This window comes from Acidaminobacter sp. JC074, assembly GCF_022496765.1.
In the GTDB taxonomy this organism is placed as follows: Bacteria; Bacillota; Clostridia; order Peptostreptococcales; family Acidaminobacteraceae; genus JABXKX01.
The window spans coordinates 1-18,528 of the sequence record NZ_VANV01000008.1 but is presented as its reverse complement, the minus strand read 5'-3'; the positions used below and the strand labels follow the sequence as shown (position 1 = coordinate 18,528).

The 18,528-nt window shown below is 37.6% G+C and carries 16 protein-coding genes; 2 read left to right on the top strand and 14 right to left on the bottom strand.

Annotated elements, in window-relative coordinates:
• Positions 1 to 55: 55 nt before the first annotated feature.
• From EZV73_RS09525 to EZV73_RS09460, 14 genes are all read right to left on the bottom strand, one after another.
• A complete protein-coding gene (locus tag EZV73_RS09525; RefSeq protein ID WP_240840066.1) occupies positions 56 to 652 on the bottom strand; it encodes an NTP transferase domain-containing protein in 597 nt (198 codons plus the stop codon).
• On the bottom strand, positions 642 to 1,448 hold the full coding sequence (yqeB, locus tag EZV73_RS09520; RefSeq protein ID WP_240840065.1) for a selenium-dependent molybdenum cofactor biosynthesis protein YqeB: 807 nt from the start codon (positions 1,446 to 1,448) through the stop codon (positions 642 to 644). The genes EZV73_RS09525 and yqeB overlap by 11 nt, the downstream gene beginning before the upstream one ends.
• Positions 1,449 to 2,267 (bottom strand): XdhC family protein, encoded by an 819-nt coding sequence (locus tag EZV73_RS09515; protein WP_240840064.1) that lies wholly within the window; start codon positions 2,265 to 2,267, stop codon positions 1,449 to 1,451.
• On the bottom strand, positions 2,267 to 3,448 hold the full coding sequence (locus EZV73_RS09510; RefSeq protein ID WP_240840063.1) for a CaiB/BaiF CoA-transferase family protein: 1,182 nt from the start codon (positions 3,446 to 3,448) through the stop codon (positions 2,267 to 2,269). The genes EZV73_RS09515 and EZV73_RS09510 overlap by 1 nt, the downstream gene beginning before the upstream one ends.
• Positions 3,449 to 3,517: 69 nt before the next feature.
• Positions 3,518 to 4,312 (bottom strand): cyclase family protein, encoded by a 795-nt coding sequence (locus EZV73_RS09505; protein ID WP_240840062.1) that lies wholly within the window; start codon positions 4,310 to 4,312, stop codon positions 3,518 to 3,520.
• 10 nt (positions 4,313 to 4,322) lie between these two features.
• Positions 4,323 to 5,585, bottom strand: coding sequence for a DUF1116 domain-containing protein (locus EZV73_RS09500; protein WP_240840061.1), 1,263 nt, complete (start codon positions 5,583 to 5,585; stop codon positions 4,323 to 4,325).
• A gap of 13 nt (positions 5,586 to 5,598) precedes the next feature.
• Complete coding sequence (locus EZV73_RS09495; protein ID WP_240840060.1) at positions 5,599 to 5,775, bottom strand: fdrA domain protein; 177 nt, start codon at positions 5,773 to 5,775, stop codon at positions 5,599 to 5,601.
• Positions 5,775 to 7,310 carry an acyl-CoA synthetase FdrA gene (gene fdrA / locus EZV73_RS09490; RefSeq protein ID WP_240840059.1) on the bottom strand — a complete coding sequence of 512 codons (1,536 nt, stop codon included), beginning with the start codon at positions 7,308 to 7,310 and terminating at the stop codon, positions 5,775 to 5,777. The genes EZV73_RS09495 and fdrA overlap by 1 nt, the downstream gene beginning before the upstream one ends.
• A complete protein-coding gene (locus EZV73_RS09485; protein ID WP_240840058.1) occupies positions 7,297 to 8,181 on the bottom strand; it encodes a DUF2877 domain-containing protein in 885 nt (294 codons plus the stop codon). The genes fdrA and EZV73_RS09485 overlap by 14 nt, the downstream gene beginning before the upstream one ends.
• A 10-nt stretch (positions 8,182 to 8,191) precedes the next feature.
• Entirely contained in the window at positions 8,192 to 9,892 is a 1,701-nt protein-coding gene (locus EZV73_RS09480) for a PucR family transcriptional regulator (RefSeq protein WP_240840057.1), read from the bottom strand.
• Between the two features lie 155 nt (positions 9,893 to 10,047).
• On the bottom strand, positions 10,048 to 11,262 hold the full coding sequence (locus EZV73_RS09475; protein WP_240840056.1) for a uracil-xanthine permease family protein: 1,215 nt from the start codon (positions 11,260 to 11,262) through the stop codon (positions 10,048 to 10,050).
• Positions 11,263 to 11,290: 28 nt separating this feature from the next.
• Positions 11,291 to 13,597: a xanthine dehydrogenase family protein molybdopterin-binding subunit gene (locus EZV73_RS09470; RefSeq protein ID WP_240840055.1), complete on the bottom strand. Its 2,307-nt coding sequence runs from the start codon at positions 13,595 to 13,597 to the stop codon at positions 11,291 to 11,293.
• A 9-nt stretch (positions 13,598 to 13,606) separates the two neighbouring features.
• Positions 13,607 to 14,074 carry a (2Fe-2S)-binding protein gene (locus tag EZV73_RS09465; protein ID WP_240840054.1) on the bottom strand — a complete coding sequence of 156 codons (468 nt, stop codon included), beginning with the start codon at positions 14,072 to 14,074 and terminating at the stop codon, positions 13,607 to 13,609.
• A gap of 11 nt (positions 14,075 to 14,085) precedes the next feature.
• Positions 14,086 to 14,913: a xanthine dehydrogenase family protein subunit M gene (locus tag EZV73_RS09460; protein WP_240840053.1), complete on the bottom strand. Its 828-nt coding sequence runs from the start codon at positions 14,911 to 14,913 to the stop codon at positions 14,086 to 14,088.
• A gap of 223 nt (positions 14,914 to 15,136) precedes the next feature.
• Here EZV73_RS09460 and EZV73_RS09455 point away from each other — a divergent pair, with 223 nt between their 5' ends.
• Together EZV73_RS09455 and EZV73_RS09450 are read left to right on the top strand one after the other, a co-directional pair.
• Positions 15,137 to 17,014 carry a VWA domain-containing protein gene (locus tag EZV73_RS09455; protein ID WP_240840052.1) on the top strand — a complete coding sequence of 626 codons (1,878 nt, stop codon included), beginning with the start codon at positions 15,137 to 15,139 and terminating at the stop codon, positions 17,012 to 17,014.
• Positions 17,015 to 17,024: 10 nt separating this feature from the next.
• Positions 17,025 to 18,233, top strand: coding sequence for an AAA family ATPase (locus EZV73_RS09450; protein WP_240840051.1), 1,209 nt, complete (start codon positions 17,025 to 17,027; stop codon positions 18,231 to 18,233).
• Positions 18,234 to 18,528 lie beyond the last annotated feature (295 nt).

The window sequence follows — 18,528 nt, the reverse complement described above, 5'->3', positions numbered from 1 at the left end:
AGTCCATTATGAAGGACCAATGTGAGACGAATGTGAGAAAAAATAAAATCACCAGTTAATCCGATGATTTTTCTAATGCTTGAAGAAAAGCATAGTTCTCTTTAGTATCTACATCTAAGAAGAAATGTTTTTCTTTTATTATATACTTCTCTAGCTCTTCAGGGTGAGCTTTAATGATATACCTGCCGCCATAATCTCCAGATAAGTCCATTAACTTGTCAAACCATTTAGATTGAAATATAACAGGATTACCTCTTTTTTCATGATAATAAGGTACAAGAATGCTCTTATCACTTATTAGAAAAGATCCTATCATATCATTGATTATTTCAGCTTTTATAAGTGGTTGATCTCCCATAAAAAACATGATTGCCTGGCTGTCTTTTAAGTGTTTGACACCCAGTGAAACCGAAGAACTTTGACCTGTTTTATAATCCTTATTATGGACAAACTCTACTGGTAATCCTTCAAGTGTATGTTTTACTTTATCTTCATCTCTACCAGTCACTATAACTAGCCTATCTAGATTCGATTCAAGTAGGACCATAACTATGTGTCTGATGATAAAAGACTCCCTAAAAGCTAATAAGAGCTTATTGTCTACCATTCTACTAGAAAGGCCAGCTGCTAAAATAATACCATCAACCTTCATAAGGCTTCCTCTCTAAAAGTATCATAACAGCCTCTAAGACTGCACCTGCAATATTTCTGCCTTTGTCACTGATTGAATAACAGTAGTCAAGCTTTCCTCTTGGATCTACATCACCAACCTTAAGCCCCTTAGTAGCCGTGATACTTGGATGAATCAGTCCTCGAATGATGCCATCTATCTTAGCATAAACAGGCTGACCGTCAATGGTCATAATCCTATCACCTTTAGAAACAGAGTCACCTATTTCATATTTACTTTCTACCTTTCCTGAACATGGTGCTCTTAACACTCTTTCCTTTGCATAACCATCTATAAAGCCTGGAATAGAGGTGTTTTTCTTTGCAAAGCCATTTGTAATCAATCGGCCTAAATCATGACCCCTACAGGTTTCAATAACTGTGTCCACATTAACACCTGCTTCAATTTCAGGTCCAAGACCAATCATAATTTGATAATCTCCAATATGGTAGTCAACCTGTTTTTTTGATAGTGTCGCATCAACAAAAATATGAGGCTGAAAAGCTTCTTTAATAAGTGCCTCATCAACTGTAAGCACAGGAATAGAACCTTCTTGATGGCACTTATCGATTTCATCACAAGACTCTATATGAACCGCTTTGATACCTTCTACACTAAAGGTTCCCTCATAAACAGCATTACAAAAAGAGACTGTTCTTCTAACAACAATCGGTGTAGGGAGTTCAGAAACCACAAGATTAAAACCCGTACGATAAAATTTTTGAATAACTGCACTTGCAAGGTCGCCTCCACCTCTGACAAGAACCTTATACTTCATCTAAGCCTCCAAAGTGTCTTTTAAGAACAAAGCCTTTTTATGAAACTTAACCGCCTGTATTTCTGCCATAATAGATAAGGCAATCTCAGAAGGTGTTTCACCACCAATATCTATACCAATCGGTCCATAGATTTTATCAATGTCCTCTTGAGAAGTGCCCTCTTCTAACAAGACAGAAAAACAATGTCTTATTTTAGAATGACTGCCAATGGTCCCTACATATCTGGCACCTTTTCCTACAACCAGTCTCATGGCATCTAAATCATGTTCATGACCATGGGTCACAATCACAACTGATGTTTTTTCATCAATGGTCACTTCCTTCATCAAGTCATCTAACTTACCTGCAAGTACCCTATCTGCATTTGGGAACCGCTCTGTATTGGCATAGTCTTTTCTTTCATCAAGAACAGTCACTTCATAACCCAATCTTTTACCGAAGTCACATAAATCAAGACCAATATGACCACCGCCGAAAATAATCAGCTGGTCACGGTTTTTAAAGACCTTTACAAAGACTTCCATAACACCCCCACATGCCATATGCAGTGAATCTTTTGTGTCTTTTAAAGTCAGTTCATAGTGAAAGCTCTTTGACAGGTTGTGTTTCAGACATTTGGCAGCATCTTTTTTGGCTTGTTCTTCAATACCGCCACCACCAATGGTGCCATCTAGTAAGTTGCCTGACTTATCAACAATCATCATGGAACCAGTATCTCTTGGACTTGAACCAGCTTTGGAGGTTACCGTCACAAGGGCAACCTCATTATGGTCTTCTAAATATTTACCTAGCTTTTTTATTAAGATTTGATCCATCATTACAAAACACCTTCTTCAATCATCTTGTTTATTTCTTCATCGCTAAACTCAAAGTATTCTTTTAAAAGTTCATGTGTATGTTGGCCTAGTAGAGGAGCAGGTGTTAAGATTTGACCAGGCGTTTCACTTAACTTGACAACAACCCCAGGTACCTGGAGCTTGCCAGCTACAGGGTGGTCTACATCTACAATCATCTCTCTTGCTATGACTTGTTCATTTTCCAGAACCTTATCCACATAGTTGATCGGGCCATTAGGTACGCCTGCTTCATCTAAAATGACCTGCCACTCCTTTGTGGTCTTACTTAACATCAAATCAGCTATAATAGGCCTTAGTGCCTCGTAATTCTTGTTCCTATCTGGATTTGACTTAAATCTTTCATCATCCACAATCTCAAGACCAGTTACTTGACAAAACTTTCTCCATAAAGCATCATTGCCTACTGCAACTACTATTTTTGAATCCTTAGTATCAAAAGGTTCAAAAGGCACAATGGATGTATGTCTGTTACCAGCTGGTTTTGGTACCTCTTTGGTGACCACATAACGGGCAATGGCATTTTCCAGCATAGCCACCTGGCAATCAAGCATAGCAACATCGACTTTCTGACCAATACCTGTTTCATTCTTATAGTTAAGTGCTGCCAAAACACCGATAGCCGTAAACATGCCGGCTGCTATATCACCAATAGATGGACCTACCCTTGTTGGCTCACCATCCTTTTGACCTGTGATGGACATAATGCCACCCATGGCCTGAACCACACCATCATAAGCAGGTTTTTTACTATATGGACCTGAATGTCCAAAACCTGATGCTGCAGCGTAGATAAGCTTAGGATTGATTTTTTTGAGTTCATCATATCCAAGTCCTAGTTTCTCCATAGTACCCGGTCTGAAGTTCTCAACAATAACATCTACTTTCTTTACAAAGGCCCTAAGGAGTTCTTTGCCCTTTTCAGTCTTTAAGTTTAAGGTCATGGAACGTTTATTTCTATTGAGACTCATAAAATAAGCAGACTCACCATTTTGATAAGGACCAAAATGTCTAGAATCATCACCCTTTTCTGGTATCTCCACTTTAACAATATCTGCCCCTAGATCCCCCAGTATCATGGTACAGTAAGGTCCTGCAAGTACCCTGGTTAAGTCTAATATTTTCAATCCTTCTAATGGTCCCATAAATGCCTCCTTGTACAAAGTATGAAAGTCGATTTAAAAATAAGGCTCACCCACAGGGTGAGCACATAATTACTCTTGTTCTTCAAATGCAACGATTCTACAGAATGCAGACTCCCCATCTTGGAATTTCCATGGGAAACAACCAATTATCAGTCTCTTATTTAGAATCTCATCTATTTGACCACCCACATTCTCTGCATGGATAATCTCATCTGGTTGTGGGAATACATGAATATGCATAGCTTGATAAGTTTTTGGCCATTCGTAAATTTCATTTAAACCTTTGCCGTATTTTTCTCTCATATAAGCATCACAAGCTTCTGCTTCTCTAGGTTCCCAGTCTCTTATTTTTGTATTCATAGGATGGTCTGCTGAACCACAATCTACACCAATCCAAGAGATTTCCATATCCTTGCACCACTGCGGGAAGTCCATTGATGGACCTGGATGACGAAGCATGTATCTTCTTTCATCAGCTTCCGGTTGATCCCAACCATACTTATGATAGCCGGTATTGATAATTAAGATATCGCCTTTTTTAACTTCAACACGGTCCATGATGTCTTGAGGTGTATAAATAGAGAAATCTTCTGCAATATCAGATAAATCTACAACAACGCCTGGTCCACACAGTTTTTCAAGTTCAAGTGATGCAATGTCTCTACCTGATGTATCAAAGTGTAGAGGACCATCTAAATGCGTACCAATATGGTTGGAAGTTGTAATCAACTGACCATTGGCCCCATTAGGTGACAATCTCTTAAAGAACTTAACTTGAAGTGGCTCGTAAGTTGGCCATGGTGGTGTCAAAATACTCGTATTTTGAGTTAAATCGTACATCTTAATGTTTTTCCAGAAATTCATATATTCCTCCTTATTTAATTAATCCCTCTTCTGCCATCTTCTCAACAAAGGCTTCAAGAGCATCTTCGAAACATTTCATTGGTGGTCTTACAATACCTGCACCAACTTGTCCAACACCTGGATCCTTATGGGCAATTCCTGTATTGATGATTGGTAGTATTTGCGTTTCAATGACCTTCATAATATCTATACCCGTTGGTGTTCCCCTAAAGTTCATGGTAGGCATCTTATAGATATTTGACTCGTCTTCAGTGATTTCATACATGCTTGTGGTATACATAATAGCATCTTGTGGTGTACCACCGACAAACTGAACAATAGCTGGTGCAGTCGCCATAGCAAATCCACCGATACCTGATGTTTCAGTGATAACTGAATCACCAATATCAGGATTGGCATCTTCCATGCCGTATCCAGGGAAGAAGAGGCCGTCTATAATTTCAGCAGGAGCTGTAAACCATCTGTCTCCTAAACCTGACACCTTGATACCAAATTCCGTACCGTTTCTTGCCATTATAGATACAATGGTTGAGTAAGGTATGTTTGCAATCGGATCTAATGCAGATTTACAAGCCGGCATGCTTAAGTTTAAGAAGAAATGATCATTAGAGTTCATAAACTTCAGTACCTGTGACTTGTCTTCATTAGAAAAATCAGTCATGACCACATAAGGTGCTATTTCTCTAATAAAAAGTGATGTCCCGGCCTTGTTTCTGTTATGACCTTCATCTCCCATCTGCACGATTTGAGCAATCATAGATTTCAAATCAATTTCACCACTTAGATTAAGTGACGCTTTGAGTACTGGCGCCAGTACGCTTTCCATCCACTTCAGTCGCTCGATAACTTCTGAAGAAAATGCACCATAACGAAGTACTTTTCCAAGGCCCTCATTTAAAGTACAATAGGCCAAATTATCAAATGCCTTATTTTTTATAATCCATACTGGCATAGATGCTGTTACAACACCTGCCATAGGTCCTACAGTCGAATGGTGATGACATGGTTCAAATTTTATATCACCAGAGCTAGCCAGTTTTCTAGCTTCATCCTCGTCTTTTGCAAGACCTTCATATATCAAGCCACCTATAACAGCCCCTTTTAAAGGACCACTCATATTTTCCCACTTGATAGGTGGACCGGCATGAAGTATCATTTTCTTCTCCATGCCAGGAATATCATCAATGGCAAGTCCGAGTCCCACAAGTGTTGGCTCAGCTTTCTGGAGATAATCCAGAGCTTTCTTATTCGCTTTACTAATTAATTCTTGCACTATTTCATCTCCTTTACTTTGATTTTAGACGGTCTAAAAGACGTCTCATTTTCTCATCACCACCAGCTACAGGCCGCCAGTTCATATGTAGTGATTCAACCTTCTGACTTTCTAAATCCTTATGGAATGATTCTAAGCCCATATTGAGGATTTTAAGCTTCTTGTTAAAAAGTTCATTTATTTTATTCATTAGAAGCCTCCCTTTTCCATAAACATTTTTACCAGTCTTACAGCCTGAGCATTAGACGGCATAACAATGATACCTTCATCCTCTAGGGTCTTTCTAGATTCATTTAAACCCTGCGGATCGTCTACCGTACCTGTCACAGAAGAGACAATAAAGAAATTTAATCCCAGTCTTTCTTTAAGTTTTCTTACAGAATCCGCTACCTCCTTAGCAGGATTTTCATGAGAACCATAACCTAAGACCACATCTAATAAAATCACAGCTGTTGTTTCATCTACATCACTTATGAAGTGATCATTTCTAGTAGATGGATCAATCATTGGATGAGGTCTACCCACCGTAAACTGGTCTTCACCTAAATCTAAAACAACATGCCCCTTTAAATCATTCAAATCTTCTAATCGATAGGCTTCAATTAGAGGAATGTTAGAATAAATCTTTCCGCCTAGTATTTTCATGGCTTCATCTGCTAGGGTCCCCCCTGTGTATAAGCCACGTAAATTGACTTGCTTATCGCTTAAGTCGTTTAAGCCTTTTTCGATCCAATTTCCTATTTCATTTTCATGTGTATCAAAACCAATAAAGTCCTCTGCACCTTCTTTTCTTAAAAGAGCCACGGACTTTCTTGCCGCTTCTTCTAAGGTTGAACAAGGATAAGCGCCAGCATATAAAATTGCCTTTTGATCGCCACCTATAAAATCTACAACAACCGGCTTATCCGTCTCTTTAACCATTTCAAGTATCTGGGCAGCTACCTGAGGCGCAGGCGGTTTTGATATCAAGGTGATTACCTCAGTCATAGGGTCATCCATCAAAGCCTTCATGGCCTGAATCATCATCAGTCCACCTACCTGAGATTTAAGATCTCTACCACCTGTACCAATGACTTGAGAGACACCCGCTCCTAGTTGATCAATTAAGCAAGTCACTTCTTGAGTACCTGTACCTGATGCACCAACAATACCGATGCCGCCTCTTTTAACAACATTAGCGAAGGCCAATGGCACACCATTGATAATAGCTGTACCACAGTCAGGTCCCATCATTAAAAGGCCCTTTCCTACTGCCTTTTTCTTTAAGGCCACTTCTGCTTCAATGCTGACATTGTCTGAAAACAACATAACATGCAAATCATTGTCTAAAAGCTTATGAACCTCTTCTTCAGCATACTTGCCAGGAATTGATACAATGGCTAGATTGAGATCATCTTTCATTTCAAGTGCCATCTTTAATGATACCGGCTGATAAACAGAGCCTGATTCCGCCTTCTTCTTAGACAAAAGCTCATTAACTTTGTCTATGACTGCTTGCATGGTTTCATCTGAATCTACCTCAGCCGCTATGTAAAAGTCATTGACAGAAATCTTATCTAAATCATCGTTATTTAACTTAAGATTGACTGTTAACTCCTTGTTTAAGTCTGTCCCCATACCCACCAGGGCTTCTGTCACCCCTTCAATGTTTTTTACTTCCTTAGAAATAAGCATTAAAGTTACAGAATCATAATACGCATTCTTTCGAATATCATATTTGATCATTATTTGCCTCCTTTTTTATCATTAAAGATGCCATCATATAGACACCGAAAAGAAAATCTGTGCCTGAAGTAGAACCCACATTTAAAACACTTGTTACTTCAGGTAAAATATCATCATTTTCATCATCAAATAATTCTTCTATAAACTCCTTATAGGATTCTGATACATGCCCGTGAACTGCATGATAAAGCATTTCCTCACTGATCTTAGTTGTGCGGTTTTTACAGGCATGAAATATCTTCTTAAGCATGTCATCCGTCACGAGACTTAAACAGAATATGATGGTGATAATACCCGATAAGAAGTCATCTGTAGATGGTGTTAAACCTGGACCAAAACCTATAACCTTTGGAATGATGGATAAAAACAAATCCCAGTCCTCATCTTGTATGGATTCTATTAGAAGAATCAACCGTTCTTTAATAAAGTCACTGTACTCATTTAATGAAACATCTGTAAAACTTAATTCATCTGAGAAATAGTAGATCAAACCTGAAATGCCTTCACTAGATCCCCTGTTTATGATCAAGTTCTCTAGATCCTTTAACTTCTGTTTTATATCTGTCAGTTCATACCTTGATAGACTTAAATCAACAAGCTCAAGATTTTCATACCTAAAGTAACTTGTATCAACTTCTAATTGCCCCTGGTGAAAACGTACCTTTTCACCTTGTACAATTTTAGAAAACTTATCTTCAGTAAACTGCATACTCATAGGGCCTAAGTCCTTATCATGAGATATAATGCCAATCAGCCGGTCATTTTCATCTAGTATGTTGAAGGCATTCTCGAAGACAGAATGGACGACACCTGAGAGATTTTCATGTTCATCTAAATATCTATAAAGGCATTTTGTCATTCTATCTATCATATTTTTCTCCTTAATTGTCAAAATCCAATTGGTCTATTGAAATGACATCTAACATTTTAAGTGCCATATGTACATTCAGTGATTCATCTGGATTAGAAAAGTCAATGTTTCCTATTTCTTTAATCCTCTGCATCCTATAGATGATTGTATTGTAATGGGTAAAAAGCTCCTCTGACACCTTCTTTAGGTTTTGTCCACATGCATAATACATCTTTAAAGTTGCGAGCAGTTCTGCATCCTTTTCTCTATCATATAAAACAATTGGACCTAGCACTTCTATGAAAAACTGCTTGATATCTGGCAGTACTTCTGCATTGGATAAGATTCTATAAATCCCTAAATCATCAAAGTGCATCATATGCTTGTTGCCTTTTAGACTTAACTGGTGGATGGCTCTTTGGGCTTCTCTATAAGATTTATGCAGGTATCTGTAATCTCTGTAGACTCTACCGAGTCCTAAGGATATCTTTTTGTTCAAGTTTTCAAGTCTAGCGAAGTCAAGCAGTTCACTGCCTAATGATGACATGGCTTTCTTCATGGTGATTTCATCATTTTCCTTGTCAAAGCCAATTAAGAAGACCACTCTGTCCGACTTATTGGCATAAATCATTTTGCCTTTGTAAAAGCGATGGACTCTTTCTACAACAGATATAAGTTTTGAATTAAGCTGCTTTAACATTTCTGTGTTGTTTGGTGTTCTGACTAGGTCTGTATAAGCCTTATCTAAAGATACCATTAAGACGCCATAGGAATCAGACAAGTTAAAGTTGAAATAAGCCGCCTTTTCAGCTGCCCTTGCTTGTTGGCTTTCATCAGAAGACAAGAGTTCTTCTATAAAATCTACCTTGTGTTTGTTTTCATTTTCATAAATGGATAACTTTTTAGATGAATAAAGAGCAATAAGAGATGTCGCCGCTTCTATGATCATCAAGGCCCGTTCAGGGATATTTTCATCAATGTCCCATATAATGACGTAACCATAAGATACACCATCTGAATAAATTGGAATCATCATTCTTTTAACAGTTTGATTCCTTATGATATCCTGGTCTGCTTCTATACCAGAATCTCCTTTTAAATACTTCATCTTAAAAGTCTGTCTCTTGATCAGTTTTTCAACAATGCTTGTAAACTGATCTTCATACTGGTCTGTCAATATGACATAGTCTTTAAAAATCTCCTCTACAATGGCTACAGGCGCATGTACAATAGATTGAATCATCTTTCCGATATCTTCTAACTCGCCACCTCTGAGCATAATTTCTTTTAGCCGGGTATTAAACTCATCAATTTGAACCAAAAGATCCATCTGCTTGTTAACAACACTTGTTAAGACATTTGAAATAATATCACCAAAAGACATGTCTATAGGTATGGATACCAGCGGAAAATCATAGGCATTGGCTGTTTGTAGAACACTTTCAGGAAGCGAGTCTACGTAACGTTTGGTTTTAATGCCAAGACCAGACACACCAATTTCTTTCATGGTCGGTATCAAGTCATTTAACTTATCAATATCATCTCTGATGGAATAGGCAGTCGTCAGCAAAAACTCGCCTGGTCTAACCCAGTTGATAATATCAGGCACTTCCATTACATTGACTTTGGAAATGTAATTATCAAGTCCTCTCTGACCACCTAATATGGTCAGCTGATTAAAGTATTCCATTGACATGATTTCACTTAATTTAATACCAACACTTGTATGCATGATTCACCCCTAAGTTAATTATACTGAATATTTCGACAATTTACTTTTCAGTTTATTAGTATCCAATTACAAAGAAATTAATCATATTTTATGTTTTGTTGTTATATAATTACAAAAGCATCACAGAATCTATCAATAGATTCTGTGATCTTGTTTTATTCAGGTAATACCACATTCAAAATAATACCAGCGATAGCCGCTAAAGCCATACCTTCTATTTGAACAAAGAATTCACCAATCTCGATTGGAAATACTGCCCCGCCTAGACCTAGTACAACAATTGTTGCTGTGATGATTAAGTTTCTAGACTTGTTAAAGTCCACCTTGTTTTCAACCAAAGTTCTAGCACCAATAGATGCAATCATACCAAATAAGATGATTGAAATACCACCGATAATAGGACCAGGAATAGATGAAATAATCGCACCTAGTTTAGGAATAAAGCCAAGTAAGATTGCAAATACTGCAGCAATTCTCATAACAACTGGATCCCATACTCTTGTAAGTGCTAAAACACCTGTATTTTCTGAGTAAGTTGTATTTGCAGGTCCACCAAACATAGCTGAAATTGCAGTCGCAACACCATCACCTGTCAAGGTTCTAGTCAAGCCTGGATCTTCCATAAAATTTTTATCAACTGTCGCACCAATGGCAATAACGTCACCCACATGCTCTACCATTGTAGCAAGTGCGATAGGGGCAACAGTTAAGATAGCACCTAAGTCAAACTTTGCAAGTTCTATCGCTGGAAGACCGATCCATGCGGCATCTTTAACAGCAGTGAAGTCTACTTGTCCAAAGATGACAGCCACAATATATGTAACAATCAAGCCAACTATAACTGGAATAACCTTTAAAAAACCTTTAGCAAAAACACTGATCGCTGTAACAACTGCAAATGCAATAAGTGCAAGCGCCCAGTTTTCAGAAGCCATGCCGACAGCAACTGGTGCAAGCTTTAGACCAATAACGATGATGATAGGTCCTGTTACAACTGGTGGGAAAAACTTAATAACTTTTTCAGTACCAAATATTTGCATCAGGCCAGCTAAAATCAGATAAATAAGACCTGCCACTACAATACCACCTCTTGCATAAGCCAAACCATGACTTTCAGCAACAGCGAGTATTGGGGCAATAAATGCAAATGACGACCCTAGAAATGCAGGCACTTTTCCTTTAGTAATCAAGTGGAAAATCAATGTACCTATACCAGCTAATAAAAGCGATACAGAAACATCTAAGCCTGTAATGATCGGTACAAGAACTGTTGCACCAAACATTGTAAATGCATGCTGTAAACCAAGTGTAGACATTTTGGCCAAACCAAGTTCTCTGGCGTTAACTACAGCATTTGTGTTCTTTTCCATAAACCCCTCCTTACCTAACGATGCACACCTATTCCTTCAACTTTATGGCATTTAAAACTTTTTCAGCTGTTAAAGGCATTGTATTTAAACGAACACCAATCGCATCATAAATGGCATTCGCAATTGCTGGAGCTGATGGTACCATAGCAGGTTCTGCAACACCTCTGGCACCAAATGGACCTGTTTCCTCAGGATTTTCTACAAACTTAATGATCATTTCAGGCATATCCTCTGCTGTCGGAATCTTATAATCTACAAAAGAAGGATTCATAACTTTACCATCTATTAAAATAAGTTCCTCAAATAAGGCAGTACCCATGCCCTGAACGATAGCCCCTTCTATTTGACCTTCAAGAAGTTGAGGATTCATAACCTTACCCACATCAAAACATGAGGCAACCCTTAAGACCCTAACTTGGCCAGAATCCGTATCTACTTCTACTTCTACACCTTGAACACCGTATGTCCAGAATACAACTGGATGATCTCCAAGACCTGTTTTCTTGTCAGCATTTCTAATATTCGGTGGTATAAAAGAGCCTCTACCAATGATTGGTCCGTGAATACCAGAACCATCTTCCATGGTAAGACCAAGAGCCAGTTCAGCTATCGAGACTTTTTTATCAGGATATATTTTTGAAACAATGTAACCGTCTCTCAACTCTAGGTCCCTCTTATAAATACCTAGCTTGATTTGAGAAAGTTCTAGAAGTTGATTCATAGCATCCATAGCCGCTTCATAAACTGCACGTCCTGCTGAATAAGTAATTCTAGAAGCAACCGTCTGCCACTCATATGGTGTATGGTCTGTATCGCCTGTTTTAATGGTGATCTTTTCCGGTGATATAGACAAGACTTCTGCAGCAATCTGGGTCATAACTGTATCAGACCCCTGACCAATATCTTGTGCGGATACAAGTAAATGAGCCGATCCATCTTCATTAAGCTTTATAACAGCTGATGATGCAGCGTTATTAGGCATAGATGGCGCTTTCCATCCACAAGCTATCCCTTTACCGATGACCTTATGTGGCTTATCACTTACAGATTTTTTACCAAAATCAATGTCTTTAACAACCTGCTCTAAACATTCCTGTAAACCCGACACATCTACTACTTCTCCAGTAGCAGTTGTACCACCTGGTTTCATACCGTTGATTCTTCTGATATCTACAGGAGAAATGCCTAGTTTTTTAGCGATCATGTCCATATTTTGCTCTATACCAAAATGCATTTCGCACATACCAAAGCCTCTATAAGGGCCACCTACTGGATGATTGGTATAAACACAATATGAATCTGTCCAAACATTATCTATATCGTATGGTCCTGCAGAAGCATAACCAGCTGCTTTTGCTATATTTACGCCATACTCGTTATAAGCACCCCCATCCCATACAAACTCATTCTGGACGGCAATGATCTTCCCTTCTTTGTTAACGCCTGTTTTAATACTTGCATGGAGACCTTGTCTTACATAGGCATTTTGGAACTCATCTTCACGGGAGTAAGTCAGCTTTATAGGTCTACCTGGATGTTTCATGGCAAGAGGTATAATGATGCCTTCTAAAGTTGTACCCGCCTTAGATCCAAAGCCACCACCAACTGCTGGCGATAAAACCCTCAGCTTGTTAAGGGGTATGTCAAAAGCTTCCGACAAAGCCTGTCTAACTGCATATGGCGACTGACACGATGCCCATACTGTACAAACGCCATCTAAGTCCATCTGTGCGATAGCTGTATGTGTTTCTATTGGCGCATGCTGTACATGAGGAACAAAAAACTTGTTTTCCACGACAAAGTCAGCCTCTTTAAAGGCCTCAGGTGCATTGCCTTTTCTTAAGGTATAGTGATTTGAAATGTTACTGCCTGGTTTAGGCATAAAGACAGGTACCCAGTAATAATCACCAAGGTCTGGATGAACAAGTGGTGCCCCAGGTTTCATGGCTTCTATGGCGTTGGTAACAGCCGGTAGTACTTCATATTCCACTTCAACCAGTTCAGCCGCATGTTTAGCCAGTTCCTCAGAGTCAGCCAGTACAGCAGCTACTGCTTCGCCTAAATACCTTGCCTTACCAACAGCTAAGAAGTTTTTATCTTCAAGATACAAGCCGCCTCTTTTTTTATAGGCATCACCTGTTATAACATCTCTTACACCTTTTAAGGCCAGGGCCTTATCTACATTGATGTTTAGAATTTTAGCATGAGCATGAGGGCTCCTTGCAACTGCAGCATAAAGCATTCTTGACAGTTTGATATCATCTACATATTTTAGAGCACCTGTTACCTTCTTGATGCCATCTACACGTTTCACACTTTTTCCTACAAATTTCATAGCCACCTCCTACTCATTCTGATCAGCAACAAACTGTATGGCTTCAATTATTTTTTTATAGCCTGTACATCTACACAAGTTGCCGCTGATGCCTTCTTTGATTTCTTCTTCAGTAGGATGAGGATTTTCATCCAACAATACTTTTGCAGTCATAATCATGCCTGGTGTACAATAACCACACTGTAAGGCTGCATTTTCTATAAAGGATACTTGAAGTGGGTGAAGTTCACCGTCTTTTGCCAGTCCTTCGATGGTTGTCACTTCACAGCCATCAACTTCCACTGCTAAGATCAAACAAGCATTGACAGCTTGACCATCAATGATGATGGTACATGCACCACACTCACCTGCACCGCAGCCTTCTTTGGCCCCTGTTAAATCAAAATCCTCTCTGATCATCTTTAAAAGAGTCTTATGGTTGTCAACTGCATATTCTATTTCTTCACCATTCAGGGTAAATGTTATTAATGTCTTCATAATCTCTCCTCCTATAACCACTCATTCAAAGAATGTTTCAAGAGTACTTTTACCATTTCTCTTCTGTAGTCCTCTGTTGCCCTAATATCACTAATTGGTGTGACTTCATGATAAGCATGTTCACTCGCTTCTTTAATCAGTTCCTCCGTTAGTTCTTTACTATTCAAAAGTGCTTCTGTTTCATGTAATCGAATGGGTGTAGGCGCCACAGCACCACATGAAATGGCATAGGTATCATCTGTTTTAATTACAGTTGCACAAACTGTTGACAGGTCTACTTCTTTTCTTCTAGATACCTTTGTAAATATACCTAAAGACTTTACATCATCAAAGGTAATGCCTGTTACAATTTCACCATGTTTTAAAATAGTCTTTCTAACAAATACAAAGAAATCTGATAGAGCGACATCTCTTTCACCTGATTTAGAATAAATATGAACCTTGGCATCTAACGATAAAAGTGGTGTTGCTGTATCTGCTAAAGGTGAAGCATTACATATGTTTCCGATACATGTGGCTCTATTTCTTACCTGTCTAGAACCAATTGATAAAGCAGCCTGAGCAAGGTATGGATAAGACTTTTGAATTCTAGGATGCAAGCCTAAGTCGTTTAAAGTCACGCAAGCCCCTATAAAAACCTTGCCATTTTCAAACTTAATGTCTGTAAGGCCATCGATCTTTTTAATGTCCATCACATAGTCTGGCTTGATATGACAATCACGCATTCGAACAATTAAATCAGTACCACCATTGAGAATCATGGTATTCTCGCCTTTTTCTAATAGGTAATCTACTGCTTCTTTTAAACTCTTTGGGGCATGATATTCAAAAACGTTCATCGACTCACTCCTTTATCCATATACAATATTCAGAATTTTCCGTTATTTTTATACAATTTAATTATAATATGAAATATAAATTGTCTGTTTGTTATTAGAAAATAAATATTTCCTTTAATTCTGCCATTCATTTGTTACCCACAAACAATGCCTCTATAAACATTATGAGCAAAAATAATACTATAGATCATTTTTTTTGGGTATAAAGTAGATGGAGGATGAAATGACAACCTATATCAAACACAACTTACTAGACCAACTAAGGATAAATGAAGTCATTGATGAGTCTGTCTATTTACAAAGATATTTAGAGGAAGGCTACCATCATTTTGATGACTTCTCAGAGCTGCTTAAAGACTTGAACTTTATGCTTTTTAAGCATGTCCTCCTTATAGATAAACCAAAACATTCGAACTTTCATTTGGAACTTATCTTAGAACTTATAAAGTTAAGACAAGTAGACCGGATAAGACTCAGAACAGCTGGTTCTATAACAAATACATATCTTTGTCTGAAACTTATTTTAGATAACCTTTTTGAATCCATAAGAGGTAAATCCATCATTGATGATATTACAAAACTCATTCAAGAACATGAAGAAAATAACTTAGATGCAGTCTTAACTGAAAAAGAAAAAGATCTTTTAGATAAACTGCTTAATAAGGAAAATGTCAAAGAAGCAAATAGAGCCGACCTGGTCAAGGAAATAAATAGACTGCTTGATTATGGTGACGACTCTGATTTTTCAAAATCTGTTTCAAAGGCTTTAAACCAGTCTCCGAAATCTTTTGATGATCTTTTAGATAAACTAGACGATCCTACAGAACAAGACGATTATCAGGATTCAAATGCAGAATCCATCGAACATGGTCAGATCAAAGAAGAGATGGAAAAAAGATTCTCTTCATATATGAACAAACAGCTTTTAACAAAAGCTAACAACTTTAAAAAAGGTCAGTATCAGTCTGAAATAGAAAATGATAAAAAAGAAAGCCATATGTCCTACTCTGATAACCAAGTCAGTAAGGACGATGAGCTTATCCATACAGAAGCTTATCAACTAGACCATAAAAGTGGTCAGATATATGGACATACACCTGTAGATACTTATAAAACCGGCAGGATCAGTGAACAAGACTACCAGAAAATGAAAAGTGATTTGTTCAAAGAACTAAAGCTAGACCGCATCATACACAAGGCCATGAACCAAGTCGATCAGTTTGAGGAGACCACTAAGACACTGGGTATTCATAAGAAGTCCATGAATACCCTATCATTTGATCAAGTGATCAAACTTTACAAACGTTATAAAAAACCTGACTTTGTCTCATTTATAAACAAGGTTGGAAAAAATAAAAGTTTTGCAAGACAGATGCAGTATAGGAAAAGAAAGAAACATGCCATCCCCATTGATAAGGTGACTGCTTCAAATAAGATTGATCTTTTGATAGATGATGAATACATTTCTCTAGCACTAGAAATCGAAGCGTTTGAAAATGATTTTTATGACCGCTACTTAAAAGACGACCTCTTGACCATAGAACTCATCAACAAGTTTGATAAAAGAAAGGGTCCTATCATCTTATGCTACGATGGCTCAGGTTCAATGGAAGGCATTAAAATCGAAGAGACCAAAAGCCATATCATCGCGATCATGGAGATCGCTAAAATACAAAAGAGACATATGGTCATCATTCAGTTTGCATCCGCTTCAGAACCACTTTATATCAAAGAGATCAACCCAAAACATATTACAGCTGATGACGTACTAGACATTATGGATACCTTTATATGCGGTGGCACAGACTTTGAAAAGCCACTTTCTAAGGCCATTGATTACATCAATATGGACAAACACAAGAAATCAGACATCCTCTTTATTACAGATGGTCAGTGTGAGATCAGACAGTCCTTTAAGGACAAGTTTTTAAGAACTAAAAAATCAAGAGACTTTAAATTATACACCATGATCATGCATTCACATACCTACCATGATTATGGTGATATCGCTCATATTTCTGATGAGATCCTAGAAATTCATGATAGGGATTTTAACAATTGGAACAAGACGACTAAAAGAATGTTATACTCTTTAATATAAGGGAGGTTTTATGAACCAAGATAAGTTAAACACCATCAGCCAAAAGATGACAGCACTATACGATTTTATTAACAAACACTATTATGAAGTTGAAGATTTTTCACTCTGTATCCTCCTATCCATGATATCAAGAACCAATATGATTGCTCTTGGTCAACCAGGGATTGCCAAATCAGAAATCCTCAGAACCGTTGTCGATGCTATTGATTTTACAGGTAGTCAAGGCACCCCATATTTCCATGTGCAAATGGGCTCTGATATCTCACCTAATAATGTATTCGGTGCACCAGACATTGACTACTTTAAGAAACATGGCATCATAAAACGTCATTACAAAGGCTTTCTACCAGATGCCATCATTGCATTTTGTTCTGAGTTTTACAGAGTCAATGACCAAGTTGCCAATTCAGGACTTTTAACCATCTTAAACGAAGGTGAATTTAAAAACGGAACGGATACTGTAAAAACCAAACTCAGATTCTTCATGGCAGATACAAACTTCTTTCCAAAACAAATCGATGATCTAGACGTTGAAGAAACTGATATAAAACTTCAGGCCTTACATGATCGTTTTCTATCTAGAGTCTTGGTTGAACCTCTTAAAGATCCAGACAACAAACTTAAAATGATTTTACAAGAAGATCATCAGGGTCCTGATGTTCAGATTTCTTTAGAAGATATCACTTATATACAAGACCATTTGAGTGAAATCACTTTAAGTCAAAATATAGCCAAACTTATGATTGATATTGCAGAAACACTTGAAAACAAGTATCATATCTTTATTTCTCCAAGAAGGTTGAAGCTCTCTAGAAATATGGTCAAAGCCCATGCCCTCTTAAACCAAAGACAATATTGCATAACAGACGATTTAAAAGCTTTACAGTATACCCTTTGGCAAAAGGAAGAAGACATTATCCATGTGAAAGATTTGATAATAGAAAAAATGGACTTACCTAGAATCCATGCCAAGCAATATGAAAAACTCATGGATTCCATAGATGAAGAACTTGAAAGAAACATCAACAATCAAAGTGAGTTCTTCGATTTCGACATCGACAAAATCTATGAACAAGCCATTTACAATGTCGTAAAGCTTATAGAAAAAATCGAACTTGAATATCCAAACTTTGAAAGATACGAAGATATATCAAATGTTAAAAAACACATCGAGTTATCCTACAACAGACTATCTAGTGAAAGACTAGCACTCACCTAGTTTTCTTCAAATAACAATTATGGGTTTGTCAAGTAAAGTGTGTAAATTTATTTAATTTAGATCAGTGATCATTTATTGACCACTGATTTTTTCATTTGTTTATTTAAAATCAAACAGTTAAAATATGGAAATGTATAATTAGGGAGAACCCATGGAATATCATTTAAATGTTTAATCTATCGATACAATTAGAACTAGTTCATCATTATCATTAAGCTTATAGCTAATATCGTAACTAGTCGTATTGGTATCATGATTAGTATCTTTAACTTGAATTGAAACCTCTGACTCGGGG

What these genes read in the sequence shown, in the direction of transcription:
- EZV73_RS09525 (WP_240840066.1), bottom strand. Translation starts at nt 652, where the DNA reads ATGAAGGTTGATGGTATTATTTTAGCAGCTGGCCTTTCTAGTAGAATG.
- yqeB (WP_240840065.1), bottom strand. Translation starts at nt 1,448, where the DNA reads ATGAAGTATAAGGTTCTTGTCAGAGGTGGAGGCGACCTTGCAAGTGCA.
- EZV73_RS09515 (WP_240840064.1), bottom strand. Translation starts at nt 2,267, where the DNA reads ATGATGGATCAAATCTTAATAAAAAAGCTAGGTAAATATTTAGAAGAC.
- EZV73_RS09510 (WP_240840063.1), bottom strand. Translation starts at nt 3,448, where the DNA reads ATGGGACCATTAGAAGGATTGAAAATATTAGACTTAACCAGGGTACTT.
- EZV73_RS09505 (WP_240840062.1), bottom strand. Translation starts at nt 4,312, where the DNA reads ATGAATTTCTGGAAAAACATTAAGATGTACGATTTAACTCAAAATACG.
- EZV73_RS09495 (WP_240840060.1), bottom strand. Translation starts at nt 5,775, where the DNA reads ATGAATAAAATAAATGAACTTTTTAACAAGAAGCTTAAAATCCTCAAT.
- fdrA (WP_240840059.1), bottom strand. Translation starts at nt 7,310, where the DNA reads ATGATCAAATATGATATTCGAAAGAATGCGTATTATGATTCTGTAACT.
- EZV73_RS09485 (WP_240840058.1), bottom strand. Translation starts at nt 8,181, where the DNA reads ATGATAGATAGAATGACAAAATGCCTTTATAGATATTTAGATGAACAT.
- EZV73_RS09480 (WP_240840057.1), bottom strand. Translation starts at nt 9,892, where the DNA reads ATGCATACAAGTGTTGGTATTAAATTAAGTGAAATCATGTCAATGGAA.
- EZV73_RS09475 (WP_240840056.1), bottom strand. Translation starts at nt 11,262, where the DNA reads ATGGAAAAGAACACAAATGCTGTAGTTAACGCCAGAGAACTTGGTTTG.
- EZV73_RS09470 (WP_240840055.1), bottom strand. Translation starts at nt 13,597, where the DNA reads ATGAAATTTGTAGGAAAAAGTGTGAAACGTGTAGATGGCATCAAGAAG.
- EZV73_RS09465 (WP_240840054.1), bottom strand. Translation starts at nt 14,074, where the DNA reads ATGAAGACATTAATAACATTTACCCTGAATGGTGAAGAAATAGAATAT.
- EZV73_RS09460 (WP_240840053.1), bottom strand. Translation starts at nt 14,913, where the DNA reads ATGAACGTTTTTGAATATCATGCCCCAAAGAGTTTAAAAGAAGCAGTA.
- EZV73_RS09455 (WP_240840052.1), top strand. Translation starts at nt 15,137, where the DNA reads ATGACAACCTATATCAAACACAACTTACTAGACCAACTAAGGATAAAT.
- EZV73_RS09450 (WP_240840051.1), top strand. Translation starts at nt 17,025, where the DNA reads ATGAACCAAGATAAGTTAAACACCATCAGCCAAAAGATGACAGCACTA.